The 24,901-nt window shown below is 72.7% G+C and carries 24 protein-coding genes; 4 read left to right on the top strand and 20 right to left on the bottom strand.

Features of this window, described 5'->3' with window-relative positions:
* Positions 1-60 precede the first annotated feature (60 nt).
* From smc to rsmD, 10 genes are all read right to left on the bottom strand, one after another.
* Entirely contained in the window at positions 61-3,723 is a 3,663-nt protein-coding gene (smc, locus tag ACQPXG_RS13535) for a chromosome segregation protein SMC (RefSeq protein WP_433468009.1), read from the bottom strand.
* A 599-nt stretch (positions 3,724-4,322) separates the two neighbouring features.
* Positions 4,323-4,520, bottom strand: coding sequence for a hypothetical protein (locus tag ACQPXG_RS13530; protein ID WP_021598747.1), 198 nt, complete (start codon positions 4,518-4,520; stop codon positions 4,323-4,325).
* Positions 4,521-4,698: 178 nt separating this feature from the next.
* Entirely contained in the window at positions 4,699-5,004 is a 306-nt protein-coding gene (locus ACQPXG_RS13525) for an acylphosphatase (protein ID WP_433468008.1), read from the bottom strand.
* Positions 5,005-5,029: 25 nt separating this feature from the next.
* Positions 5,030-5,923, bottom strand: a complete 894-nt coding sequence (mutM, locus tag ACQPXG_RS13520) for a bifunctional DNA-formamidopyrimidine glycosylase/DNA-(apurinic or apyrimidinic site) lyase (protein ID WP_433468007.1) — start codon at positions 5,921-5,923, stop codon at positions 5,030-5,032.
* Complete coding sequence (gene rnc / locus ACQPXG_RS13515; RefSeq protein ID WP_433468006.1) at positions 5,916-6,722, bottom strand: ribonuclease III; 807 nt, start codon at positions 6,720-6,722, stop codon at positions 5,916-5,918. The genes mutM and rnc overlap by 8 nt, the downstream gene beginning before the upstream one ends.
* Before the next feature lie 281 nt (positions 6,723-7,003).
* Entirely contained in the window at positions 7,004-7,183 is a 180-nt protein-coding gene (rpmF, locus tag ACQPXG_RS13510) for a 50S ribosomal protein L32 (RefSeq protein ID WP_067632153.1), read from the bottom strand.
* 1 nt (position 7,184) lies between these two features.
* On the bottom strand, positions 7,185-7,832 hold the full coding sequence (locus ACQPXG_RS13505; protein ID WP_433468005.1) for a YceD family protein: 648 nt from the start codon (positions 7,830-7,832) through the stop codon (positions 7,185-7,187).
* A gap of 105 nt (positions 7,833-7,937) precedes the next feature.
* The gene (gene coaD / locus ACQPXG_RS13500) at positions 7,938-8,420 is read right to left on the bottom strand and encodes a pantetheine-phosphate adenylyltransferase (protein ID WP_433468004.1); all 483 of its coding nucleotides are present in this window, start codon (positions 8,418-8,420) and stop codon (positions 7,938-7,940) included.
* Positions 8,421-8,513: 93 nt separating this feature from the next.
* On the bottom strand, positions 8,514-9,911 hold the full coding sequence (locus tag ACQPXG_RS13495; RefSeq protein ID WP_433468003.1) for a penicillin-binding transpeptidase domain-containing protein: 1,398 nt from the start codon (positions 9,909-9,911) through the stop codon (positions 8,514-8,516).
* Between the two features lie 84 nt (positions 9,912-9,995).
* A complete protein-coding gene (gene rsmD / locus ACQPXG_RS13490; RefSeq protein ID WP_433468002.1) occupies positions 9,996-10,562 on the bottom strand; it encodes a 16S rRNA (guanine(966)-N(2))-methyltransferase RsmD in 567 nt (188 codons plus the stop codon).
* Between the two features lie 306 nt (positions 10,563-10,868).
* On the opposite strand from rsmD, the gene ACQPXG_RS13485 reads away from it, so the two are divergent.
* Entirely contained in the window at positions 10,869-11,597 is a 729-nt protein-coding gene (locus ACQPXG_RS13485) for a hypothetical protein (protein ID WP_433468001.1), read from the top strand.
* 51 nt (positions 11,598-11,648) lie between these two features.
* Here ACQPXG_RS13485 and ACQPXG_RS13480 read toward each other — a convergent pair whose 3' ends face one another.
* From ACQPXG_RS13480 to ACQPXG_RS13465, 4 genes are all read right to left on the bottom strand, one after another.
* A complete protein-coding gene (locus ACQPXG_RS13480) occupies positions 11,649-13,409 on the bottom strand; it encodes a serine/threonine protein kinase (protein WP_433468000.1) in 1,761 nt (586 codons plus the stop codon).
* Between the two features lie 309 nt (positions 13,410-13,718).
* Complete coding sequence (locus ACQPXG_RS13475; RefSeq protein WP_433467999.1) at positions 13,719-14,588, bottom strand: HEAT repeat domain-containing protein; 870 nt, start codon at positions 14,586-14,588, stop codon at positions 13,719-13,721.
* Positions 14,589-14,771: 183 nt separating this feature from the next.
* A complete protein-coding gene (gene recG, locus ACQPXG_RS13470) occupies positions 14,772-16,970 on the bottom strand; it encodes an ATP-dependent DNA helicase RecG (RefSeq protein WP_433467998.1) in 2,199 nt (732 codons plus the stop codon).
* A 33-nt stretch (positions 16,971-17,003) separates the two neighbouring features.
* Entirely contained in the window at positions 17,004-18,611 is a 1,608-nt protein-coding gene (locus ACQPXG_RS13465; protein WP_433467997.1) for a DAK2 domain-containing protein, read from the bottom strand.
* 218 nt (positions 18,612-18,829) lie between these two features.
* Here ACQPXG_RS13465 and rpmB point away from each other — a divergent pair, with 218 nt between their 5' ends.
* Positions 18,830-19,024 (top strand): 50S ribosomal protein L28, encoded by a 195-nt coding sequence (gene rpmB, locus ACQPXG_RS13460; RefSeq protein ID WP_030164391.1) that lies wholly within the window; start codon positions 18,830-18,832, stop codon positions 19,022-19,024.
* Between the two features lie 135 nt (positions 19,025-19,159).
* On the opposite strand, the gene thiD is transcribed toward rpmB, so the two are convergent.
* The 3 genes from thiD to ACQPXG_RS13445 form a co-directional block, all read right to left on the bottom strand.
* A complete protein-coding gene (thiD, locus tag ACQPXG_RS13455) occupies positions 19,160-19,963 on the bottom strand; it encodes a bifunctional hydroxymethylpyrimidine kinase/phosphomethylpyrimidine kinase (RefSeq protein WP_433467996.1) in 804 nt (267 codons plus the stop codon).
* Positions 19,964-20,001: 38 nt separating this feature from the next.
* The gene (locus ACQPXG_RS13450; RefSeq protein WP_433467995.1) at positions 20,002-20,889 is read right to left on the bottom strand and encodes a cellulose binding domain-containing protein; all 888 of its coding nucleotides are present in this window, start codon (positions 20,887-20,889) and stop codon (positions 20,002-20,004) included.
* Between the two features lie 102 nt (positions 20,890-20,991).
* The gene (locus tag ACQPXG_RS13445; RefSeq protein ID WP_433467994.1) at positions 20,992-21,912 is read right to left on the bottom strand and encodes a thiamine-phosphate kinase; all 921 of its coding nucleotides are present in this window, start codon (positions 21,910-21,912) and stop codon (positions 20,992-20,994) included.
* A gap of 133 nt (positions 21,913-22,045) precedes the next feature.
* On the opposite strand from ACQPXG_RS13445, the gene ACQPXG_RS13440 reads away from it, so the two are divergent.
* Both ACQPXG_RS13440 and ACQPXG_RS13435 read left to right on the top strand, forming a co-directional pair.
* The gene (locus ACQPXG_RS13440; RefSeq protein ID WP_433467993.1) at positions 22,046-22,279 is read left to right on the top strand and encodes an Lrp/AsnC family transcriptional regulator; all 234 of its coding nucleotides are present in this window, start codon (positions 22,046-22,048) and stop codon (positions 22,277-22,279) included.
* Positions 22,266-22,727 (top strand): DUF3515 domain-containing protein, encoded by a 462-nt coding sequence (locus ACQPXG_RS13435; RefSeq protein ID WP_433467992.1) that lies wholly within the window; start codon positions 22,266-22,268, stop codon positions 22,725-22,727. The genes ACQPXG_RS13440 and ACQPXG_RS13435 overlap by 14 nt, the downstream gene beginning before the upstream one ends.
* Here ACQPXG_RS13435 and ACQPXG_RS13430 read toward each other — a convergent pair whose 3' ends face one another.
* From ACQPXG_RS13430 to ACQPXG_RS13420, 3 genes are read right to left on the bottom strand one after another with little or no spacing between them, the layout of a single operon-like run.
* Positions 22,728-23,279 carry a nuclear transport factor 2 family protein gene (locus ACQPXG_RS13430; RefSeq protein ID WP_433467991.1) on the bottom strand — a complete coding sequence of 184 codons (552 nt, stop codon included), beginning with the start codon at positions 23,277-23,279 and terminating at the stop codon, positions 22,728-22,730. It lies immediately after the preceding gene.
* Positions 23,279-23,473 carry a ferredoxin gene (locus tag ACQPXG_RS13425; RefSeq protein ID WP_433467990.1) on the bottom strand — a complete coding sequence of 65 codons (195 nt, stop codon included), beginning with the start codon at positions 23,471-23,473 and terminating at the stop codon, positions 23,279-23,281. The genes ACQPXG_RS13430 and ACQPXG_RS13425 overlap by 1 nt, the downstream gene beginning before the upstream one ends.
* The gene (locus ACQPXG_RS13420; protein WP_433467989.1) at positions 23,470-24,831 is read right to left on the bottom strand and encodes a cytochrome P450; all 1,362 of its coding nucleotides are present in this window, start codon (positions 24,829-24,831) and stop codon (positions 23,470-23,472) included. Before ACQPXG_RS13420 ends, ACQPXG_RS13425 begins: the two co-directional genes overlap by 4 nt.
* Positions 24,832-24,901: the final 70 nt, after the last annotated feature.

Genomic DNA, 24,901 nt, shown 5'->3' with positions numbered 1-24,901 from the left:
GCGGTGTCACGTTCCACATGACGGGACGGATATTGCCGTCATCTGAAAATCGGGCCCGTCTCAGTCGTGGTCGCGGAGCCGCTGGCTGACCACCTGGGTGACGCCGTCGCCGCGCATGCTGACCCCGTAGAGCGCGTCGGCGCCCTCCATGGTGCGCTTCTGGTGCGTGATGACGATCAGCTGGGACGACTCGCGCAGCTCCTCGAACACGGTGATCAGCCGCTGCGTGTTGGTGTCGTCCAGCGCGGCCTCGACCTCGTCCAGCACGTAGAAGGGGGACGGGCGGGCCTTGAACACGGCGACGAGGAACGCGATGGCGACCAGGGAGCGCTCCCCGCCGGACAGCAGCGACAGCCGCTTCACCTTCTTGCCCGGCGGGCGGGCCGCGACCTCGACACCGGTGGCGAGCATGTCGCCGGGCTCGGTCAGCGAGAGGCTGCCCTCACCGCCGGGGAACAGCCGCGCGAAGATCCGCTCGAACTCGCGGGCGGTGTCGTCGTAGGCGGCGGCGAACACCTGCTGGACGCGGTCGTCGACCTCCTTGACGAGGCCGAGCAGCTCCCGCTGGGTCTTCTTCAGGTCCTCCAGCTGCGAGGTGAGGAACGCGTGCCGCTCCTCAAGCGCGGCGAACTCCTCCAGCGCGAGCGGGTTGACCTTGCCGAGCTGGTTGAGCTGCCGCTCGGCGGACTTGGCGCGCTTCTCCTGTACGGCCCGGTCGTAGGGGACGGGCCGCGCGTCCTCCCCCTTCTCCGGGTCGGGCGGGACGAGCTGGTCGGGCCCGTACTCCGAGACCAGCGACTCGACCTCCAGGCCGAACTCCTCCAGCGCCCGCTGCTCGTACTGCTCCAGCCGGAGCCGCTGCTCGGCGCGGGCGACCTCGTTGCCGTGCACGACGTTGACCAGGCGTTCGAGGGTCGCCGACAGCTCACGCACCTGGTTGCGGACGACCTTCAGCTCGGCCTCGCGGGCCGCCTTGGCCTGCTCGGCGGCCTCACGGCGGCGGACGGCGGCGGCCAGGGAGTGCTCGATGCGCTCCAGGGCCGTCCGAGCGCCCCGCAGGACGGCCTTGGCGACCCTGGCCTGCTCCTCACGGCGGGCACGGCGGTGCGCGGCCCGGGCACGCTCCTCGCGCTCCCGCCGCGCCCCGCGTTCGAGGGCGTCGGCGCGGCCGGCGATGGCCTGGACCCGCTCCTCGGCGGTGCGGACCGACAGCCGCGCCTCCATCTCGGCGGTGCGCAGCTCCTGGCAGCGGGCGTTCAGCTCGTCGCGCGTCTCGGTGTCGTGCCCGGCCTCGGCGGCGACCTCGGCGGCCTCCTCCGCCTCGGCGAGCCGCATGGCCAGTTCCTCGGCGGCCTCGGTGTCGCGCTCCAGAGACTCGTTGGCCGCGTCGAGCGCCTTGGTCAGCCGCTCGGCCTCGCCCTGGGCGGCACGGACGTCGGCCTCCAGGCGGGCGGCGCGCTTGGCCTCCTGCGCGGCCTGGGCATCGAACTCCCGCAAGCGCGCGCGGACGCGGTCAAGCTCGGCCTGGGCCTGGTTGACCCCTGCCTGGGCCTCGGCAGCGGCGCCCTCTGCGGCCTCCACCGCCGTCTGGGCGGCATGCTCGCGCTCGACCGACGAGGTCAGCTCGTCAGCAGCGGCGGCGGCCGCGGTCTCGGCCGCGGCAAGGTCCTCGGTGGCCTCATCGAGCGTCGCGCGCATCTGCAGCAGGCTCTGGCCGCCACCCGCCGCGCCACCCTGCGCCCAGTGGGCGCCGACGAGTTCGCCGTCCCGCGTGACGGCTCGCAGAGAGGACTCCCTGCGGACGAGCGCGACGGCGGCGGGCACGTCGTCCACCACGGCCACGTCGCGCAGGAGATGCTCAAGCGCGGGCCGCACGGCGTCCGGCACGCTCACCGCGTCGAGCGCGTAGTCGACCCCGGCGACCCGCTGGGACGTCGCGGCCGCTCCCCCGCCGATGAGCAGCCCGGCCCGCCCCGCATCGCGAGAGCGCAGCAGCGACAGGGCGGCCTCGGCGGTGTCCAGGGAGCCGACGGCGATGGCCTCGGCGGCGTTGCCGAGCGCGGCGGCGACCGCCGTCTCGTATCCGGCGCGGACGTTCAGCAGTGACGCGACCGTGCCCAGCACCCCGTCCAGCGAGCCGTCGGACCCCGCCGACAGCAGGGCATCCCCGCCGTCGGCCGCGCTGGCGAGCGTCAGGTTCAGGGCCTCGATCCGCGCCTGAAGCGCCGTGACCTTCTTCTGAGCGGCCTGGTCGGCGGAACGGGCCGAACCCACGGCCGCCCGGGCCTCCTTCAAGGCGCCTCTGGGGCCGTCGACGGCCGCGCGCGCGGATTCGGCCGCGTCCTTGGCGGTGGCGAGCGCCTCTTGCACGACCTCGTGCTCGGCGGCCAGTGCGGGGTCTTCGACGACCTCGGCCTCGAACGCCTCGAACTCGGCCTGCGCGGACTCGGCGCGCTGCCCGGCCTCCTCCCGCGCGTCCGTGAGCCGCCCGATCTCCGACCGCCCGGCCTGGGCCTTGCTGCGCAGCGCCTCGACCCGGCCGCGCAGCCGGGCCAGTTCCTCGCGGCGGTCGGCCGCCGCGCGGGCGGCGGACTGCAGGCGGCGCTCCTCGGCGGCGAGGGCGTCCTCGGCGGCCGACCGCTCGTCCACGGCATGGGACAGCCCGTCCTGCGCCTCGTCCAGGGCGGCGCGGAGCATCTCCTCCTGCTCGCGGATCTCGGCGGCCTCGCGCTCCATGTCCTCCGGATCACGCCCGCGCCGCTCTTCCTCGCGTGCCTCCGCCGCGTTGCGGTGCCGCTCGGCGGCGAGGTCGGCGACTCCCCGCAGCCGCTCCTTCAGCGCCGACAGCTGGAACCACGTGTCCTGAACCTGCGCGAGCCTCGGCGCCTGCTCCGCCTCCTCGGCCTCCAGGACGGCCTCGCGCTCCTGCGCCTCGGCGAGCGCCCGCTCGGTCTCGGTGCGCCGCTCCCGGATCGCGGCCTCGTCGGCGGCCTCCTGCTCCAGCCTCGTCCGCAGGGTCACGAGGTCGTCGGCCAGCAGCCGGAGCCGGGCGTCCCGGAGATCGGCCTGGATCACCGCGGCCCGCCGCGCGATCTCCGCCTGCTTCCCGAGCGGCTTGAGCTGCCGCCGCAGCTCACCGGTGAGGTCCTGGACGCGCGTGAGGTTCCCCTGCATCGCGTCCAGCTTGCGGAGCGCCTTCTCCTTGCGCTTGCGGTGCTTGAGGACGCCGGCCGCCTCCTCGATCACCGCGCGCCGCCCCTCCGGCCCCGAGTGCAGGACGCGGTCGAGCTGCCCCTGCCCGATGATCACGTGCATCTCGCGGCCGATGCCGGAGTCCGACAGCAGCTCCTGGATGTCCAGCAGGCGGCACGAGTCGCCGTTGATCGCGTACTCGCTCGATCCCGACCGGAACATGAGCCGGCTGATCGTGACCTCGGTGTAGTCGATCGGCAGCGCGCCGTCGGAGTTGTCGATCGTCAGCACGACCTCGGCGCGCCCGAGCGGAGCCCGGCTCGCCGTCCCGGCGAAGATGACGTCCTCCATCTTGCCGCCGCGCAGCGACTTGGCGCCCTGCTCCCCCATCACCCAGGCCAGCGCGTCCACGACGTTGGACTTGCCGGACCCGTTCGGCCCGACGACGGCGGTGATGCCCGGCTCGAACTTGAGGGTGGTGGAGGACGCGAAGGACTTGAAGCCGCGCAGCGTCAGATTCTTCAGATACACGCGCTAGCCGTCCCCCTCCTGCGGTTTCGGCGCCTGGAACATCCGTCGAACGATACCGGCCGCGGCCCCCCGGAGCACGGCACACGCACGCCCACGCCCCAAAAACCCGGACACGGACCCCACGATCGACTAAATATCCCCAACGCCAGAAATCAACGCACAAGACGAAAAATCGGACGCCCAAAACCCGCACCGAAGCTTGACCACCACATGGCCGCCAAGCACCCCCAAGGGCCGGCCGCGACACCAGCCGGGTCCCGCCCGGCCTCCGACAGGCTCGATCGAAGTGACGCTGAGTTGACCGCAGCACCACGCGAGCACAACGCACAGCCACTGATGCACCCACCCCAGCCACCACCGCAACCACGCGACGACCTGGGCCATCGCGATCGCGTCCGAAGGCAGGTTCGAGCCTGCGAGAACCTGATCGCGTAGCGAGCCGCTAGGCGAGTCGGATGCGATGCCAGCGATCGCACGCAGTGCCCGACGATGGAGGGCGCCCTGCGCCCGAAGGAGGAGTGCACTGCCATAAGCACAGCAAACAATAGGGACGCCTGGTAGCGGCGTCCCTGTCTGCTTGAGAGAGAAGAAGGCGCTGATCAGGTCAGCGCCGGTTCACGGTCCTTTACCGCGAGCGACATCACGTCGTCGTCCGTCGCCGTCGCAAGCGCGTCGTTCTCCGCCTGAAGCCGTACGAGCTCGGCCTCCAGATCACGTACGCGCTGCTGCAGGCGCCGCATCTCCGCGACCATCCGGGGGTCGGGACCGCCGACGTGGCCGAGTAGAGCCTTCGCCATGACTAAGGGTCCTCCACGCTGAGTAACCAGCAGGATCCGCGCACGAGAATCAGCTGAAGTCGGTGCGCGTACCGTCTAGAGTCGCACCGGCCGGTGTCCTGGTCAAGACGCATATCACAGGCCGGTAACAACCTTCCTCTACTAGTTTAGCAGGTACAAACCGGTACTCCCTACCCGGTCAGCGTTCGCGGAAACCGGCGGTCTCGCCGCGCGGCTCGCTCCAGCGCCCGGCGACGCCGGTGACCTTGCCGGGACGCCCGGGGAGCCCGGCGGGGGCGTCGCCGTCCAGCAGCTCCAAAAGGCGCCTGCACCTGCCGCGCGGCCCCTCCGCCACGACCTCGACGCGCCCGTCGCTCAGGTTCGTCGCGCTGCCGGCCAGGCCGAGTTCGAGCGCCCGTGCCCGCACCCACCAGCGGAATCCGACGCCCTGGACGCGTCCGCGCACCCATGCGGTGAGCCGCACGATCTCGTCGTCCTCGTCCATCACGTCCCCCCTCGGTCCCGGCACCCTAGTACCGTGCCCGCCGGGGGCGCGGCTGGCACACCGGGCAGGTGTAGGACGAGCGGTTCATGAACTCGTCGCGGCGGATCGGCGAGCCGCAGCGGCGGCAGGGCTCGTCCCGCCGCCCGTAGGCGTCCAGGGACCGCTCGAAGTAGCCGCTCTCGCCGTTCACGTTGACGTACAGGCTGTCGAAGGACGTGCCGCCGACCGCCAGGGCGGCCCCCATGACCTCCCGCGCGGCCTCCAGGACGCGCGCGGCCTCCGCCCGGGTCATCGTCTCGGTCGGCCGCGCCCAGTGCAGCCTGGCCCGCCACAGCGCCTCGTCGGCGTAGATGTTGCCGACCCCGCTGATCAGCGACTGGTCGAGGAGGGCCCGCTTGATCCCGGTCTTGCGGCGGCGCAGGGCGCGGAAGAACGCCTCCGCGTCGAAGGCGTCCTCCAGTGGGTCGGCGGCGATGTGCACGATCGGCTCGGGGACGAGCGCCCGCCCGTCGAACGCGTCTGGGACGAGGTCGGCGACCATGAGGTGCCCGAACGTCCGCTGGTCGACGAACCGCAGGTCGTGGCCGCCGTCGTCGAACTCGACCCGGACGCGCAGGTGCTTCTCGCGTTCCCGGCCGGGTTCGCCCACGAGCAGCTGCCCGCTCATCCCGAGATGCGCGAGCACCGCCTCCCCGGGAGGGTCGTCCGCTCCGCCCCGGAGGGGGATCCACATGTACTTGCCGCGGCGGCGGGGGGCCAGCATCGTGCGGCCGGCCAGCCGCCCGGCGAAGTCGGCGGAGCCCGCCTCGTGCCGGCGCACCGACCGCGGGTGCAGCACCTCGGCCGAGGCGACGGTGCGGCCGGTCGTCCAGCGCTCCAGGCCGCGGCGGACGACCTCGACCTCGGGGAGCTCAGGCACCGGCCTGGGCCGCCTGCCCCGCCTCGCGGGCCTTCCGCTTCGCCTGCCCGTCCTGCGCGGCCTGCTCGCCCTGCGCCTCGGCCTGGCGCTGGACGACGATCTCCCGGATGGCGTTCCAGGCCGCCTCGGCGGCGTGCTGCTCGGCCTCCTTCTTGCTGCGGCCCTCGCCCGACCCGTAGGTCTTCCCGCCGACCCGCACGGACGCGCGGAACGTCTTCTGGTGGTCGGGGCCGCTCTCGGCGACGTGGTACTCGGGGACGCCGAGTTCCTCCACGGCGGTGAGCTCCTGCAGCGAGGTCTTCCAGTCCAGGCCGGCGCCGAGGGCCGCCGACCGGGTGATCAGCCCGTCGAAGAGCCGGTGCACGAGGGCGGACGCCTCGTCCAGGCCGCGGTCCAGGTAGACGGCGCCGATCAGCGCCTCCAGCGTGTCGGCGAGGATCGAGGCCTTGTCCCGGCCGCCGGTGCCCTCTTCGCCGCGGCCGAGCCGGATGTGCGCGCCGACGCCGAGGCCGCGGGAGACGCCGGCGAGGGCGCGCATGTTGACCACGGCGGCGCGCAGTTTGGCCAGCTGCCCCTCGGGCAGGTCGGGATGGCTCCGGAACAGGGTGTCGGTGACGACGAGCCCGAGCACCGAGTCGCCGAGGAACTCCAGGCGCTCGTTGGTGGGCAGGCCGCCGTTCTCGTACGCGTACGAACGGTGTGTCAGGGCACGTTCGAGAAGCTCGTCGCCGACGTCCACGCCGAGCGCGGCGGTCAGTTCCGCGCGGTCCGGCGCGGGTTCGGATTTCTTGGCGCTCACAGGCCCTCCTCGCAGGCCGTGCGCCGCGCATGGCGCGGTCGCGTCTGTGGCGCGCGGCCGAGGAGGCCGGTACGGCGAGGACGCTCGGCGGGGAGGGTCCGCGAAGACGAGGTGCGCGCCGGTCGGATCGTCCCGGCGTGCACCACGGCTCCGGGCGCAGTCTCCGCGCCGGTCACCACGCCGACGGGACGCGCCGGGTGGTCGGGTGTGCTTGCCCTTCCGCACCATGAGGGGCGGCTCGCGCCGTTCGCGCGGATCCGCCCCCCAGGATGCGAGAAGTCTCAGGCCGACGGGGCGATGACCTGCCGCCGGTCGTAGGTTCCGCACGTCGCGCACGCGGTGTGCGGCAGCTTGTGGTCGCGGCACGTCGGGCACTCGACCAGGTTCGGCGCCGCGGTCTTCCACTGCGAACGCCGGTGCCGCGTGTTGCTGCGCGACTTCTTCCGCTTCGGGACGGCCACCTCAGCCCTCCTGCTTTCCTTCTCGTCGGTCGAATGAACCACGGGAGCCGGAGCTCCCGTTCCCCCGGTCGGGGTTCGCCGCCGCCATGTCGCCGGCGAGGTCCCGCAACGCCGCCCATCGGGGATCGGCTGCGTCGTGGTGGTGCCCCGGCTCGGCGTCCGCCAGCCGTGCACCGCAGTCCGGGCACAGGCCCGGGCAGTCGTCCCGGCACAGCGGGGACAGCGGCAGCGCGAGCACCACCGCGTCCCGCAGGACCGGTTCGAGGTCGATGAGGTCGCCCTCGAGGCGGAGCTCGTCGTCGTCGGCGTTCCCGCCCGAGCGGGTGTCGTCGTAGACGAACAGCTCCTGGAAGTCCGCCTCGAAGGTCGAGGCGATCGGATCGAGGCAGCGGGAGCACTCCCCCTCCAGAGGGACCGTCGCCGTGCCGGTGACGAGCACCCCCTCCAGGACCGCTTCGAGCCGGAGGTCCAGCTCGATCGCGGCGCCCTCGGGGACGCCCACCAGCCGGGCGCCGAAATCCTCCGGTGCCGGCACGGACAGGTGCTCCTCCCGCGACGACCCGGGTTGCCTGCCCAGAGCCCGTGTATCGAGCTTGAGAGGGGCGCTGGAGTCGTGGCGTGTCAGCGGATTCCTGCTTTCGTGCGGCATGGTGAACTGCGGCCGCCTGTGATGGCCGATGTCCCAGAGTACCGAACACGGGCCGATGACCCAACTCGCGCCCCGCCTGCCAGGGCCGGGCTCACGGCCGGTCCGTCAGCCGGACTTCTGGAGCCGGTCCACCAGCCGCTCGTGGACGCTGTCGGGGACGAGCCCGGAGATGTCCCCGCCGAACTTCACGACCTCTTTCATGAGGCTGGACGACAGGAACGCGTATTCGGGGTTCGTCGCCATGAACAGCGTCTCCACGCCGGCGATCCGGTGGTTCATCTGCGCCATCTGCAGCTCGTACTCGTAGTCGCTGACCGCCCGCAGCCCACGGACGATCACCGGGATGTCCTGTTCCCTGCAGTACTCGACGGTGAGTCCGTAGAAGGTGTCCACCGAGACGTTGCCGTACTCCCGGGTGACCTCGGTGATCATGTCGGCCCGCTCGTCCACGGTGAACAGGCTCTTCTTGTTCTTGTTGATCAGCACCGCGACGACCACCTCGTCGTACAGACGGGAGGCGCGGCTGATGATGTCGAGATGCCCGTTGGTGACGGGGTCGAACGATCCCGGACAGACGACACGGCGCACGACGCGAACCCCTTCGGTCCCGGTTTCTGACCTGCGGCGTGAACGTACCAAATCGCATTCGGGACGGTTTCCACCGGGCTCGCCGGGCCGTCCTCAGCCCGGCAGCGCGTCGACGATCCGCGCCGCGATGGGCCCGGACTCGATGCCGTACCCGGGCGCCTCGGTCAGCACCGCGACCGCGTACCGCGGGTCGCTGCGCGGGCCGAAGCCGATGAACCAGCGGTCGTTGTACGAGGCGCCCTCGATGTCGGCGGTCCCGGTCTTGCCACCGAGGATGGACGTCCCCTGCAGCGACTCGCCGGTGCCCCGCTCGACGACGGCCTCCATCATGTCCCGCATCTGCTGCGCCTGGCCGGAGGTGAGCGCGCTCGACATCCGCTGCGGCGAGATGGTGTCGACCGTCACGCCGTCCGGGGCGCGCAGCTTGTCGACGAGATGGGGCCGCATGACCTCGCCGTCGTTGAGGACCCCGGAGGCGACCATCGCCATCTGCAGCGGCGAGGCGACCGTGCTGCCCTGCCCGATGGAGCCGAGCGCGCTGAGCGACGCCTGGCCGGTCTCCGGGAAGGAGCTGGGGGCGCTGGTCAGGCCGTCCGCGAACTCGATCCCGTCGCCGAACCCGAACTTTCCCGCCTCCGCGTGGACGGCGTCGTTGCCGGGCGCCTCCGCGCCCATGTAGGCGAACGTGGTGTTGCAGGACTGCGCGAACGCCTCGATGAGCGGGATCTGGCTCAGGTCGCAGGAGCCGCCGATGTCGCCCGCGTCGTTGCTGATCGACTGCCCCGCGCCCGGCGGCGTGTAGGCGCGTCCGGCCCGGACCAGCGTGTCCTCGCTCGCGTCGGCTTTGAGCGCCGACGCCGCGACCACGGTCTTGAACGTGGAGCCGGGCGGGAACAGCTCGTAGGCGGCCTTGTTGAGCAGCGGTTTGAGCGGTTGGTCGCCGAGCCGGTCGAACGCGTTCGTGGCCTCCTCCCGGTCGAGCGACGACACCTCGTCCGGGTCGAAGGACGGGGTGGACGCCATCACGAGGATCGCGCCGGTCCTGGCGTTCAGCACCACGGCCGCCGCGCGCCGGGCACCACTGGACGTCAGCGCGTCGTGGGCGACACGCTGCGCATTGACGTCGACGGTGGCCTCGACCGTCCCGCCCGGGACGGGGTTGCCGATGAGCTTGTCCACGATGCTGGTGGCCTTGAGCCGGGGGTCGGTCCCGTCGAGGAAGTGGTTCTCGGCGTCTTCCAGGCCGGTCTGGGAGAACACGGAGAAGTACCCGGTGACGGGGGCGAAGGCGGGGCCGTCCTGGTAGTGGCGCTGGTAGCGGTCGTCGCCGGTCTTCTCCGACCAGGCGAGCCGTTCTCCGTCCGCGACGATGGGGCCCCGGTCGATCTTGAAGCGGTTCTCGAACTGGCGGGCGTTGAGGGAGTCGTCCCGGAGAGACTGCGCCTTGAAGCCCTGGACGTAGGTGATGTTCACGAGGAGGGCTATGGACATCACCAAGGTGATAACCCAGGCGCGTCCCACCGCGCGATCCATCCCGGGCTTCATGCGCATGCCTCTACCCGAACTCCGGTCCTGTCAACGGCCGGCGGCGCGGCCGTACCAGAACACCGCCTCTCCGTACCGCCGGTCCCGTTCGGCTTCGTAGCCTTCCGGCCAGGTCAACGTCTGGCCGCGGGCAGAGCGTTCCACGACGACCAGTGCGTCCGGGGCGGTCCAGCCGTGGTCGCGCAGGTCCTCCAGCAGGACGGTGACGGACGCGTCCGCCAGCGCGTACGGCGGATCGGCGAAGATCAGGTCGTACGGTTCGTCGGGCTTCCGCCGGACCAGCCGCTCGACCTTGTCCGCGCACGGGACGGCGCCGGGCAGCCCGAGCGCCCCGGCGTTCTGCCGGATCACCTTCATGGCGCGCGGATGCGACTCGACCAGCAGCGCGTGGCCGGCGCCGCGGGAGAGCGCTTCGAGGCCGACGGCGCCCGATCCCGCGTACAGGTCGGCGACCCGCAGCCCGTCCAGGGGCCCGAGCAATGCCAGCACCGTCGAGAAGAGGCCCTCTCTGGCGCGGTCACTGGTCGGTCTGGTGTCCCGTCCGGGCGGGACGGCCAGCCGCCGTCCTCCCGCGCTGCCCGCGATGACCCTGCTCACTCCCCCAGTATCGAGGGCCTCCTCCGGTGGTCGCGCATCGGGCGCGAATCATGCACAACCGGCGCCGCCGTCGTTTGTGAACCTCTACCTAAATGACCCGAACGCTGTTCACATCGACTACTTGACGTGTAAACGTGCTCGCAGGTTGTGCAACCCAGTAACCCAGGAGTACCCGTGCATCACGGAAGGAGACTGGCGGTTACGGCCGGAGCGACGGTTCTCGGCATTGCCGCCATGGGCGGCGTTTCCCACGCCGACGCCTCACGGCCCCCTGCCAGGCACGCTGCGCATCCGCTCGGAGACGCGGTGCGCACGCTGACGGCACAGAAGACGGCGACCCCCAGGAAATCGGTCACCCCGAAATCGACTAAAACTCTCAAAAAGGCGAAAACCCGAAAAGCAACAACAAAGAAGACGACGACTGTCAGAAAGGCAGCCGCCACGAGCTCCCGGCCGACGGTCGATCTTCATCTCGGCGCCACGCTGAAGTACGACGAGAAGACCAGGACCGCCGCCGCCGGGCTCGATCTCGGCGCCGGCCTGAACCCACCGCAGGGCGGTGCGGGAGTCCGGGTCAAGACCGGCGCCACGGTGTCGCCGGGCCGGCGGCTGCTCGGCGCGCGGACCGAGCTGGGCGCCTCGGTGACCCCGGCAGGCGGCGCACCGATCTCGGCGCACCTGACGGCGGGCGCCTGCGTCGGCGCGGGCTGCGAGGCGCCGACCCCGCCGACTCCCCCGACGCCGCCGACACCCCCGGTGCCTCCCGGCGGCCCGACGCCCCCCGGCGGGCCCACGCCTCCCGGCGGGTCCTCGCCGGCGCCGCCGTCGCTGCCGTCGTCACCGCTGCTGCCGGAGCTCCCCTCCGGAAAGTCGCTCGGCCCCGGCGCCACGGCCGGCGGAGAGTTCACCCCGCCGAAGGAGCTGCCCTTCACCGGCACCGACGCGCTGCCGCTGGTGGCGCTCGGGCTCACCGCCATCGCCGCGGGCAGCGCCGCGGTGGCCGCGACCCGCAGGCGGCACGCCCGCGAGTCCTGAGCAGCCCCCGCCGAAGGGGCGTCTCCCGGACGGGAGGCGCCCCTTCGGCGTTCAGAGCACCTCGGACCCGGCGACCTTCCATCCGCCGCCCGCGTGCCGAAGCTGGAGACGGCGGACCTCGATCTTGTCGTTGTCGGTGCAGCCACCCTCGCACTGGCCGACCAGGGCCAGTGCGGTGAGCCGGTCACCCGACCCGCGCAGGCCGACCTCCAGCGGCGTCCCGCGCGCGACCGCCGGGTCGCGGGACACGGCGTCGATCGCCTCGCGCCCCGGCGCGCCCGGCCAGGTGGCGCCCGATGTGTCGGCGCGCGGCGAACCGGCCTTCAGCGAGTACAGGCTGTCGAGCAGCCACCCGTTCCCCTGCTTGACCATGGTCGCGCGCATCGGGTCCTGAAGCCGGGTCGGGTCGGCGTTCTCGGCGCGGACCGTCCGCCTGACGTACGACAGCACGGTGACCTTGCCGGACGCGGCGGACACGACCGCGGAGTCGAGCACCTCCGTGGCGACCGAGCCCTTCTTGGACGTCAGCTCCTTGCGGTAGTCGCGGGTCGCGAGCTGGCGGTCGTAGTCGGCGCCGTAGCGCGGGGTGGACACCTTGTGCGCCGCGGCCACGTTCTTGTCGAGCGCCGCATGGTCGAAGCTGAGCACCGTCTTGATCGCCTCCGCGGCAGGCGCGACGGCCGCGGCCTCCGCGGCGGGCGGGGCGGCCGCGCCGACGTCGGCCTCCGCGCGCTCGTCCCCCGAGCCGCTCGACATCAGGGCCCACGCCGTTCCGCCGGCGGCGAGCGCGACGAGCGGGGCCACGATGGCGGCCGCGATCCCGAGCCCGCGCCGCCGGCGCCGCGCCGGCGGGACGGTGTGCGGCTGCGGCGCCTGGTACGTCCCGCCCGAGCCCGTTCCGGCCAGATGCCCGGAACGGCCCACGGTCGGCGGCGCGCTGGGCGCCCGCGGATCCCCGGCGAAATGGGCGCCGGTGCTGAGCGGCCCGTCGTCGTCGGGGACGTCCTGCCCGCCGAGCAGGTTGAGCAGCACCTGCTGCGCCTCGGGCCGCATCGCCGGGTCCTTCGCCAGGCAGGACGCGACGGCGCCGCGCAGCGAGTCGGGCAGCGGCGACAGGTCCGGCTCGTAGTGGAGGATCCGGTTGAACACCGCGGAGATCGTGTCGTTGCCGAACGGGTGCCGTCCCGTCGCCGCGAACAGCATCGTCGCGGCCCACGTGAACAGGTCCACGCCGGTGCCGAGCTCGGCGTTGGTGACCTGCTCGGGCGCCATGTACGACGGCGTCCCGACGACCCCGCTGCCCTTCGCCGACGCCGCGCCGATCACCCGCGCGATGCCGAAGTCGATGACGCGCGGGCCGTCCGGCCCCATCAGCACGTTGGACGGCTTGAAGTCGCGGTGCAGGATCCCCGCCCGGTGGATCGCCGCCAGCGCCGTCACGGTCCCGACCGCCAGCCGGTCGAGGTCGGTCCCGGTGCGCGGTCCCCGCTGGTTCACCAGCCCGCTGAGCGACGGCCCGGGGATGTACTCGCTCACCACGTACGGAAGATCGCCCGAGATGTCGGCCTCCACGACCTGCGCCGTGCAGAACCCGGCGACCCGCCCGATCATCCGCATCTCGCGCTCGAACCGCGCCCGCCACTGGGGGCTGCGGCTGAGCTGGTCGCGCAGCAGCTTCACCGCCGCCTGCCCGCCGTCCTCCCGCCGTCCCAGGTAGACGACGCTCTGCCCGCCCTCTCCAAGCCGTCCGACGAGTTCGTACCGTCCGAGCCGGGCCGGGTCGCCGGACACCAAAGGACCAACGGCCGCCATGGGAGCTCCTCTATTTCATTGCGTTGCCGTGGGCGTCGGGCGCTTGGGGCGCCCGCCGCCCACGACAACGCGTGCGATCGCTGCATCGCTCCGTCTCGCCTAACGGCTCGCTGCGCGATCAGGTTCTCGCAAGCTCGAACCTGCCTTCGGACGCGATCGCGACACTTCAGGTCGTTGATTGCTGGGGCTGGTGGTTGAGGTCTGCACGGAGAGGGTTCGGTCGAACACGCATGTCTACAGCATGGTAAGGCGGGCCACCAGCGCCGTGCCACGCTGGCGGCCCGCCTCGTTGTGTCGCTGGTCCTACCGCTATGCGAGGGACCAGCGGGCCTGGGTTCTTACGCCGGGGTCCGGGTCGGCGAGGGTCTCGGTGAGGGCCGCCACCACCTCTGGGTGGTCGGCGGCCCACTGTTCGAGGGCCTGGACGGCGGCCCGGCGGACGTCCACCGTGCGGTCGCCCAGGGCCTTGATCAGCGGCTGGATGGCGACCTCGGGACGGGACTTGGCCAGGGCCAGGACTGCCCGGCGGCGGACCTGCCAGTTCGTGTGGGCCGTCGCGGTGACGACCCGCCCCGCGAGGGGCTCGGGGAGACCGAGTTCGGCCGCGGCGTCCAGGGCGGCCAGGCGGACGATCAGGTCGTGGTCGGCGAGGAGATGCTCCAGGGCCGGCAGCCCGGCGGGGCGGGCCAGCCGGCCGAGGCCCTCGGCGACGGCGACGCGGACCTCGCGGGACGGGTCGTCGGCCGCCTCTGCGACGCGGGCCGCCTCGCGCAGGGCGACCAGGCCGAGGACGGCCTGGATCCTGACGTGCGGCTCGTCGTCCTGGAGGCCGTGTGCGTACAGTTCGGCGGTCCCCTTGGCGAGGACCTCGATGAGGTCGGCGGCGGCCCGGCGGACGGTGGCGTCACGGCCGCGGGTGGCGGCGAGGAGCAGCGCGTCCACGCCGTCGTCGCCGAAGTACAGCTCGGGAAGGGCGCGCAGCGCGTCGGCGGCGGCCCGGCGGACGTCCTCGTGGTCGTCGGCGAGCGCCCAGGCGAGGGTGTCGCCGGTGCCACTCGGCGCTTCCCCCGCCCGGGCGGCCCGTGTGAGCACCGCGAGCGCGGCGGCGCGCGTCGCGTGCTCGGGATCGCGGAGGAACTCCTCCACGTCGTCCAGCCGGATGGTGTCGATGTGAGTCATGCCTGCTCCCGATGTCCGTCGGATTCTTGTGCGCGTGGGTTCAGCGACGGGAACACAGGGCGCTGGCCTGCCGCCGGAGGTCGACGTGCAGGCGCGCGATCAGGGCCTGACTCGGGGTCACGTGTTCATCGTGACCCGCCCCGGAAGGTAATGTCAACTTAATAAGTAGAGAATGTCTGGAGCTTAGGCCTTCTCCAGGAAGCCGGCGCGGTCCTCGTCCAGGAGCGAGGACAGGACGGTGGCGAGGCCCGGGTGGTCCGCCAGGCCGGGGTCCGCGTCGACCAGCGACGTCGCCTCCTCGCGGGCGTCGCGGATCACGTCCTCGTCCCGCTGGAGGGTGAGCAGCCGCAGGCTGGACGCGCGGCCGGCCTGCGCGGCGCCGAGGACGTCGCCCTCGCGGCGCTGCTCCAGGTCCAGGCGCGACAGCTTGAACCCGTCGGTGGTGGAGGCGACCGCGTCGAGCCGCTCGCGTGACCTGCTGCCCGGCGCTGCGTCGGTGACGAGCAGGCAGAGGCCGTGCAGGGAGCCGCGCCCGACGCGCCCGCGCAGCTGGTGGAGCTGGGAGACGCCGAACCGGTCCGCGTCCATGATCACCATGACGGTGGCGTTGGGGACGTCCACGCCGACCTCGATGACCGTGGTGGCGAGCAGGACGTCCAGGTCCCGGTCGGTGAAGCGGCGCATCACCGAGTCCTTCTCGTCCGGGTGCAGCTTGCCGTGCAGGACGCCGATGCGCAGCCCGGCGAGGAGTTCCTCCAGCTTCGGCAGCACCTCCATGATCCCGAGCGGCGAGCGGCGCTCGCCCTCGTCCGCCACGACGGTGTCGCCCCCGTCGCCCTCGTCGCCCTCCTGCTCGCCGATGCGCGGGCAGACGATGTAGATCTGCCGCCCGTTCGCCGCCTCCTCCTTGATCCGTTCCCAGGTGCGCGCGAGGAACGCGGGCTTCTCGGGCGGGACGACATGGGTCCGGATCTCTGAGCGTCCGGCCGGAAGCTGCCCGAGCACCGAGGTCTCCAGGTCGCCGAACACCGTCATCGCCACGGTGCGCGGGATCGGCGTCGCCGTCATGACGAGAACGTGCGGACGGCCGCCGCCGGTCTTCTCACGCAAGGCGTCGCGCTGCTCCACGCCGAAACGGTGCTGCTCGTCCACGACGACGAGCCCGAGGTCGGCGAACTGGACGGTCTCCTGGAGCAGCGCATGGGTGCCGACGACGATCCCGGCGGCGCCGGACGCCGCGTCCAGCAACGCCTCCTTGCGCGCCTTCGCCCCCAGCGACCCGGTCAGCAGCGCGACACGCGTGGCGTTCTCGGCACCGCCGAGTTGCCCCGCCTGAGCCATGTCTCCGAGCATCCCGGTGATGGACCGGTAGTGCTGCTGCGCCAGAACCTCGGTGGGCGCCAGCAGCGCCGCCTGCCCACCCCCGTCCACCACCTGCAACATGGCCCGCAACGCGACCACGGTCTTGCCGGATCCCACGTCGCCCTGGAGGAGGCGGTGCATGGGGTGTTCCTTGGCGAGGTCGGCGGCGATCTCGTCGCCCACCTCGCGCTGGCCCTCGGTGAGCTCGAACGGCAGGCGGGCGTCGAACTCCGCCTGGAGGCCGCCGAAGGACGGGGGACGCGGTCTGGCCGGGAGCGCGGCGGCGGCGACGCGGCGCTGGGCCAGGGCGATCTGGACGACGAACGCCTCGTCCCATTTGAGGCGGGCCTTGGCACGGCCCAGTTCGTCCCATGTCCGGGGGCGGTGGATGCCTTCGTACGCCTCGCGCAGGCCGATCAGGTCGCGCCGCTGTAGCAGGGCCCCGGGCATCGGGTCGGCGGGCAGGTCCAGATGGTCGAGGACGGTGCCGACGGACATGCTGATCGCCTCGATGGGCAGCGCCTTGGTGGACGGGTAGATCGGGATGATCTCGTCCGCCCACTCCTGCGCGGCCGCCTCGGCGCCCTTCTCGTGGACGACCTTGTACTGCGGATGCGCGAGCTGCCGCACGGCCCTGCCGCTGCGGGGCCGGTAGGTGCTGATCTTCCCGGCGAACAGCCCGCGGGTGCCGGGCGACAGTTCCTTCTCGGCCCGGTAGGAGCCCTTGCGGCCGAAGAAGCTGAGCTTCAGCTCGCCGGTCCCGTCGGTGACGGTGATCTCCAGGACGTAGCCGGGGTTGCGGGTCAGGGTGCGGCCCTGCACCTTGACGACCTCCGCCATGACCGTGACGTGTTCGCCGTCCTGCAGGCCGCTGAGCTGGGTCAGCTCGCCGCGGTGGGCGTAGCGGCGCGGATAGTGGTGCAGCAGGTCGCCGACCGTGTGCAGGTCGAGGCCCTTCGTCAGGGCGTTGGCCGTCTTGTCGCCCAGGGCCTTGCGCAACGGTTCGTCGAGATTCGCCACGCAGTCCTTTCTAGCCCATGGGGGCGACGGGAATCACTCGACGCCGATGAGCAGCGGATGACGCTCCTGGCCGCCGTCGTACACGCCGACCTCCACGTCGGGGCGCACGCGCCGCAGATGCGCCTCGAGGTCGTCGGTGAGGCCGGGTGGCGCGTGCCGGCCCGCGATCAGCGTGACCAGCTCGCCGCCGCCGGAGAGCATCCGGCCCAGGACGTTCCGGGCCACGTCCGCGATGTCCGCGCCGATCGTCGCGACGTCGCCCTCGATCAGCCCGAGGACGTCCCCCGGCTGGCACAGGCCCACGCTCGTCACCGCCTCCTGCGCGGCGACCTCCAGGTGGCCGAAGCGGGTGGCGCCGGCGGCGCGGGTCATCTCGATGACGTCCTCGGCGAAGCGGCGCAGCGGATCGTGCACCGCGAGCGCCGCCATGCCCTGGACGGACGCCTTCGTCGGCACCACCGCGATCCGGGCCCCGCCGTCCCGCGCGCGCTCTGCGGCGGCCTCGGCGAGCGACAGGACCTCGGGTTCGTTCGGCAGGACGGCCACCTCGTCCCCCGCGGCGAGGATCGCCTCCGCCAGCACGGCGAGCGGCGGCACCGTGCCGGGCTCGCGCCGGACGACCCGCGCACCGCACTCCTCGAACAGCGCGGCCAGCCCGTCGGCGGCGGTGACGGCGATCACCGCGCGGCCGGTGTGCGCCGCGTGCGGCCCCCCGCCTGCCGCGTGCAGGTAGGTGACGCGGATCCGGTGCGGCCGCCCGGCCGCCATGCCCGCCTCGATCGCCGCCCCGGCGTCGTCCACATGGACGTGGACGTTCCACAGCCCGTCGCCGCCCACCACGACGAGCGAGTCACCGAGGCCGTCGAGCCTCTCCCGCAGGGCGTGGACGGCGTCGTCGGGCGCGTCCAGCAGGTACATGACCTCGTAGCCCGGGCCCTGCGGCTCGGGCCGCTCCTCCACGGGCGCGGGCATCCCCGCGACGCGGGCCGGGATCTCGTAGCGCTCGGGGAACTCCTCGGTGACCACGGCGACGAGGGCGTCGAGCACCACGCAGAGCCCGGCGGCGCCCGCGTCCACGACGCCGCTGCGGGCGAGGACGTCCAGCTGGCCGGTGGTGCGGCGGAGCGCCCGCCGTGCGCCTCCGGCGGCGGCCCGCGCCGCCGCGGCGAGGTCGGACGCCGGCCCGGCGGGCTCGGCCGCCGCCGCGCAGGCCGCGGCGGCCTCCGCGAGGACGCTCAGGATCGTCCCCTCGACGGGATGCTCGACGGCACCGCGCGCCAGCCCGGACGCGTGCCCCAGCGCCGCCGCGAAGGCCGCGCCGTCCGGCGGCGCCTCCAAGGGCCCGAGCGTGTCCGCGAGCCCGCGGAACACCTGGCTGAGGATCACGCCGGAATTGCCCCGCGCCCCGAGCAGCGCCCCCTGCGCGAGCGCCCGCCAGGTCGCCGCGCCGCCCGCGCCGTCCGGCGTCCCGTCGAGGGCGTCCGCCGCCGCGATCACGGTCAGATGCAGGTTGGTGCCGGTATCGCCGTCCGGGACGGGGAACACGTTGAGGGCGTCGATCTCGGCCCTGGTACGGCCGAGCGCGTCCGCCGCGAGCCGGCACCACCGCCGCACCGCACCGTCGTCGAGAACCTGGCCCACAGCGCTCCTCTCCCCGCCGCAAAGCTTCGCACGCCGTGCCCGGGACGCCGTCCGAACCCGGGACGCCGTCCGATTCGCCTAGCCGACGGGCTGTCGGCTACTCTGATCCATGCGCCTCGTCCGAGGCGTTCATCGGTGAGCGCCCATGATGCCCGGCCCGCCCGCGGCGGCACGGGGCGGCGCTCCGGTCAGAGCATCGACACCACTTGGAGTTTCCCGTGGCTTCCGTCTGCGACGTCTGCGGCAAGGGACCCGGTTTCGGCATGCGCGTCTCCCACTCGCACCGCCGCACCCCGCGCCGCTGGAACCCCAACATCCAGCGCGTGCGCGCCGTCGTGAACGGCAGCACCAAGCGGATCAACGCCTGCACGTCCTGCATCAAGGCCGGCAAGGTCGTCAAGCCGACCGTCTGAGCGGCGCCCGCGCAGGAGCGCGGCCCCGGCCTGAGAGGTAGTCCCTCCAGAGACGGCACGCCCGCTCCCAAGGCTTCGGCCGGTTCACCGGATTCACCCGGTGAACCGGCCTTTTGACTTACCCGGGTCGGGGGGTCAGGGGCGGTGGTGCCAGGCGTGGTCCACGGGGCCTATGCCGGCGCCGAGGGGGAAGCCCGCCGCGATCGCGCCCGTCACGTACTCCTTGGCCTTCGCCACGGCCGCCGGGACGTCCTCGCCGAGCGCGAGGTGGGACGCGATGGCGGACGCGAGCGTGCAGCCCGTCCCGTGGGTGTGCCGGTTGTCGTACCGCGGCGCGGTGAACCGGTGCTCGCGCTCCCCGTCGAACAGCAGGTCGGCGGGCTCCCCCGGCAGGTGCCCGCCCTTGATCAGCACCCATGCGGGGCCGAGCGCCTTGACGGCCTCGGCGGCCTCGCGCAGGCCCGCCTCGTCCACCACCTTCACGCCGGTGAGCTGCTCGACCTCGTACAGGTTGGGCGTGACGACCGTCGCGGCCGGCAGCAGCACGGACCGGACGGCGTCCACGGCCTCGGGGGCGAGCAGCGAGTCGCCGTGCTTGGACACGCCCACCGGGTCGACGACGGCGGGCGCGTCCGACGAGGCGAGGGCCTCGGCGACGGTCTCGACCAGCACGGTGGACGCGAGCATGCCCGTCTTGATCGCGTGCACGCCGATGTCGGACAGCACCGAGTCGAGCTGCGCGCGGACGGCCTCGGGCGGCAGCTCCCAGTAGCCCTGGACGCCGAGGGAGTTCTGCGCGGTGACGGCGGCGATGACGCTCATACCGTGGACGCCGAGGGCGAGCATCGTCTTCAGGTCCGCCTGGATTCCGGCGCCGCCGCCGGAGTCGGAGCCCGCGATGGTGAGCACGAGGGGCGGGGCCACGGGAGTGCGCGTCATACCGCCCACTTTATGGCGGTCCGGGAAGAGCGGCGATCTCAGACGAGGGCGCAGGGCAGCTTGTTCAGCACGCAGCTGGACGGCCGGGACGCGGTGCCGCGCGCCGCGAACACGATCCGCACGGTGCCGCCGGGCGCGATCGCGGAGCCGCCGCGGACGAACGCGAGCTCGCCGGTCCGGACGACGGTGGCGCCCTGGACGGCGGTGACCGAGGCGCTCGGGAGCTTGAAGGCGAGCGCCCACCTGGTGACGGGCTGCCGTCCCTTGTTGGCGATGGTGGCGGTGGCCTTGAAACCGCCGGACGTCCGGGAGGCGACCCGGAAGGCGATGATGAGGCCGTCGGGGCGCCCGGCGCCGCGGCTCGCCCGCTCGCCGGGGCCGCGCTGCGAGACCTGGCTGTCGCGCGGATCCGTCTGCGTGGTCTTCGGCGAGCCGCCCGCGAAGTTGAGGGAGATCTGCTGGGTGCTCAGCGCGTAGGAGACGATTCCCACCGCGATGACGAGCGCGACGATCGGCAGCAGCGGCAGGGGGAGCATCGAGACGAACTTCGACCAGCCCCCCGTGCCGGACACGTCGGAAGGCTTCGCGGGCTCCGGCGGGTCGGGTGGATCGGGCGGATCGGGCGCCCGTTCACGCGGCTGCTCGGGGAGGTCCTCGGACGGCGCGCCCGGATAGTCGCCCGGATAGTCCCCGGGAAGAGGTTCGAACGGGTACTGCCCGGCCGGCTCGTCGCGGCGGCGTTCCGCGACGGGGGCCGGGCCCGACCGGACCTGGTCGTGCGGAGACACGTACACCCGGTCGTCGGTCGGCCCGGAGAAGATCTCATAGGAGGGGTCGACCGGAGCCCCGTAGTACGGACCCTGGGACGCGTCTGCGCCCGTTTGGGGTCCGTCGTCCGGTTGCTCAAACCTGGAGTGTCGTCCCATCCCATTCCTCTTCGATCACAGGATGTATACCAAACCCGTCCCAAACCTGCCTACCGGATGCGTAAACGCACACGGCTGTACGCGCAGCGTGTACCAGGGCGTTCAGGCCGGGAAATGGTCCCACGCGCCGGCCGGGGGTTCCCCTCCGTCCACGCGGACGCCGGTCCCTTCCACGACGTCGCCGATCCGCGTCCAGGACGAGGGCAGGGCGGCGGACGCGGGGAAGGCCGCGGCGAACGCGTGGTCCTCGCCGCCGGTGAGCGCGTGCCGGAGCCCGTCGGGGCCGAGGATCCCGGGGACGGGCACGGCCGCGGAGTCGACGTCGATCCGGACGCCGCTCGCACGGGCCATGTGCCCGAGGTCCTGGACGAGCCCGTCGCTCACGTCGAGCAGCGCGGTGGCGCCGTGCGCCCGCGCCTCCTCGCCCGCCGCGTAGGGGGGCCGCGGGCGGCGGTGCGCCGCGACCAGCTCCGCCGGCTCGTCCCGTCCCGCGCCGAGGAGGGCGAGTCCCGCGGCGGCGAAGCCGAGCCTGCCCCGGACGGCCACCACGTCCCCCGGCCGCGCCCCGGACCGGGTGAGCGGCGCGGCACCGCCGAGATCGCCGAGGGCGGTGACCGCGAGGGTGACCTCCGGGGCGCCCACGACGTCGCCGCCCGCGACGGACGCCCCCGCCTCGCTGCACTCGTCGGCGAGCCCGTCATAGAGTCGCTCGGCCCAGTCCACGCCGGTGCCGGGTGGGGCCGCGAACCCGACGAGCAGGGCCGTGGGACGGGCGCCCATCGCGACGACGTCGGCGAGGTTCTGCGCGGCGGCCTTGCGCCCGATGTCGTAGGGGCCGGACCAGTCGCGGCGGAAGTGCCGTCCCTCCACGAGCAGGTCGGTCGTGGCGACGACGCGCCCGTCCGGCGCCGCGATCACCGCGGCGTCGTCGCCGGGTCCGAGCCGGACCGCGGGGCCCTGCGGCAGCCGCCGCGTCAGCCGCCCGATCAGCCCGAATTCGCCCAGCTCGCCGATCGTCCCCATCCGCGTAGTTCCCCCGTGTTCACGCGTTTCCCACCGGTCTCACCGGGCACGCCCCACCCCGGCCGCCCGCTGCGGCGCGTAACACGATACGGTGAACCGTCCGACGGTTGATTCTCCGCCCGGGGAGGACGTGATGGTGCAGGCCTACATCCTCATCCAGACCGAAGTCGGCAAGGCGGCCGAGGTGGCAAACCACATCTCCGGCATAACGGGTGTCACTATGGCGGAGGACGTCACCGGACCCTACGACGTGATCGTCCGAGCGGAGGCGCGCAATGTGGACGAGCTGGGCAAGCTCGTCGTCGCGCAGATCCAGGCGGTCGAAGGCATCACGCGGACCCTCACCTGCCCGATTGTTCACATCTAGGCCGCTCGCGGCCGTCCTCGCCGGCGGGGCACTGCTGGCGGCGGGGTGCGGCGACGGAGCGGTGCAGGTGCCCGTGCCGAGCCCGGACGCGGCCACGCAACGGCTGTGCCAGGGGCTGCGGCTGCCCGAGAAGGTGCACGGGAAGGAACGCCGCGACACCGACCCGAGTTCGCAGCTGACGGCCGCCTGGGGGTCGCCCGCGATCGCGCTGCGCTGCGGCGTCCCCCGGCCCCCCGCGCTGCGGCCGACGTCGGAACTGGTGACGATCAACGGGATCGACTGGTTCGGGCAGCCTGCCGCCCGCCCGGTCACCTTCACCGCGGTCGGGCGGCAGGCCTACGTCGAGGTGACGGTGCCGCCGAAGTACAACCCCGCCGGTGACGTGCTGATCGAACTGGGCCCGTCCATCAAGGCGACGATCCCGGCGAAGCCGGAGGGGCAGATCTGATCACCAGATCGGGACGGGGCTCTCCCCTCTCGGGTAGTAGCCGGGGATCGGCTCCCCGGACGCGGCCCGCTCCAGCCGCCGCCTCATCCCGTCCGACAGCACGTCCGCCTTCATCATCTCGACGAACACCGACGTGACGTTGCCGAGGTCGAACCAGTCGCGCTGCCACGACCACTGCCGGTTCCCCGCGTACCGGAACCAGGACCCGCCGATGCCGAGCACCTCGTAGGGCGTCCCGTCGGGACGGCGGGCGTCGGCGACCTGCTTCCAGAACCCGACGACCTCGCCTTTGCGCTCGTCGACGAGGATGCTCTGGTACGGGTACGTCCAGCCGTCCAGGCCGCCCATCTCCGAGCCGAGCGCGAGGTCGCGGATCTCGTCCCGGCCGACGGCCATGAAGTCCTGGTCGGGGCCGATGTTCCAGCCGTAGGTGGCGTCCTCGGTGTAGAGGCCGGCGAGGGGACGCCAGTCGCCCGCCTCCTCGCAGCGGCGGTTCTCGGCCAGCCAGTGCTCCACCATCGCGTCGAGTTCTTCTCGGGGGAAGGACGGCATCACGTCTCCAGCAGTCTCAGGGCCTGGGTGGGGCAGTAGCGGACGGCGGCGGTCACCTCGGCGCGCGTGTCCTCGGGCGGCTCGGCGTCGAGGACCCGCACCTTGCCTTTGCCCGGCACCTCGAAGACGTCCGGCGCCTCCAGCTCGCACATGGCGTGTCCCTGGCACAGGTCCAGGTCGGCCTCGATCCTCACCGGCGCCCTTCCTTGCGGTCATCGCGCCTCCTGCGGTAGCGGGCCGCGCACGGCTGGGCGAGCTGGACGACCATCTTCGAGTGGTCGTTGCGGTAGCTCTCCAGCGGCTGCGCGGGCTCGAACTCCCAGTCCCGCAGCAGCACCGAGAAGATGGCCTTGAGCTGAATCGTCGCGAAGTTGGCGCCGACACAGCGGTGCCGGCCGGCGCCGAACGGCACCCACGTCCACCGGTTGAGCAGGTCCTCCTCGCGGGGCGCGGCGTAGCGCTCGGGGTGGAAGGCGTCCGGGTCGGGGAAGTCGGACTCGATCCGGTTGGAGACGGCGAGGCTGCAGCCGACCATCGTGCCGGCCGGGATCCGGTGACCGAGCACCTCCTGGTCCGACTGCGCGACCCGGAGCAGCAGGATCAGCGGCGGGTGCAGCCGCAGCGCCTCCTTGACCGCCGACTCCAGCCTCGGGATGGCGCGCAGCGCCTGGAACGACACCTCGCGGCCGTCGGCGTACAGCTCGTCCAGCTCCTGGACGACGCCCTCCAGCACGCCGGGGTGGCGGAGCAGTTCGATCAGCGTCCAGGCGGCGGTGCCGGACGTGGTGTGGTGCCCGGCGAACATCATCGAGATGAACATGCCGGTGACCTGGTCGGCGTCGAACTTCAGCGTCCCGTCCGCGTCCCTGATCGACATCAGGACGTCGAGCAGGTCGCGGTCCTCCTTGGGCGGGTTCGGGGGCCGGCCGTCCATGATCTCCTGGACGAGGGCGACGAGCGCCGCCCGTGCCTTGTCGCGCCGCCGGAAGCTCTCGATGTCGGCGTACGGGTCGACGTAGGCGAGCGCGTCGGTGCCGCGTTCGAGGTCGTGGTAGAGGTCGGCGAACCGGCGGTCGAGCTGCTCGCGGAACTTGCGGCCGATCAGGCACGCGGACGAGGTGTAGATGGTCAGCTCGGCGAAGAAGTCGAGCAGGTCGATCTCGCCCTCGTCGCCCCAGCCGGCCACCATCCGGTCGACCTCGGCGGCGATCGTCGCGGCGTGCCCCTTCAGGAACGAGCCCTTGAGCGCCTGGTTGTGCAGGGCCTCGCGGCGCTGTTCGGGGGTGGCGTCGAACACCACGCCCTCCCCGAAGATCGGCGTCATGAACGGGTACGCCTCGGCCTGGTCCAGCTCCTCGTCGGGGGCGCGGAAGAAGAACTCGTTGGCCTCCGCGCCGGACAGCAGCACGACGCGCCGCCCGGCGAGCCGGAACTCGCCGACGTCGCCGCACTCCTCCCGGACCCGCCGCATCAGCCCGATCGGGTCGGAGCGCAGCTCCTCCAGATGGTCGGGCCCGCCCGACACGACGCGCGGCTCCACCAGTGCGGTCACGACTCCCTACCTTTCAGCTCATGGGTGGCCCGGACCGTCGTAGGGTTCTGGCGCCCAGGGGTGCCGGGTG

It is taken from the genome of Spirillospora sp. CA-128828 (genome assembly GCF_050945415.1).
Classification (GTDB): Bacteria; Actinomycetota; Actinomycetes; order Streptosporangiales; family Streptosporangiaceae; genus Spirillospora.
This window is presented reverse-complemented; position numbering and strand designations above follow the sequence as displayed.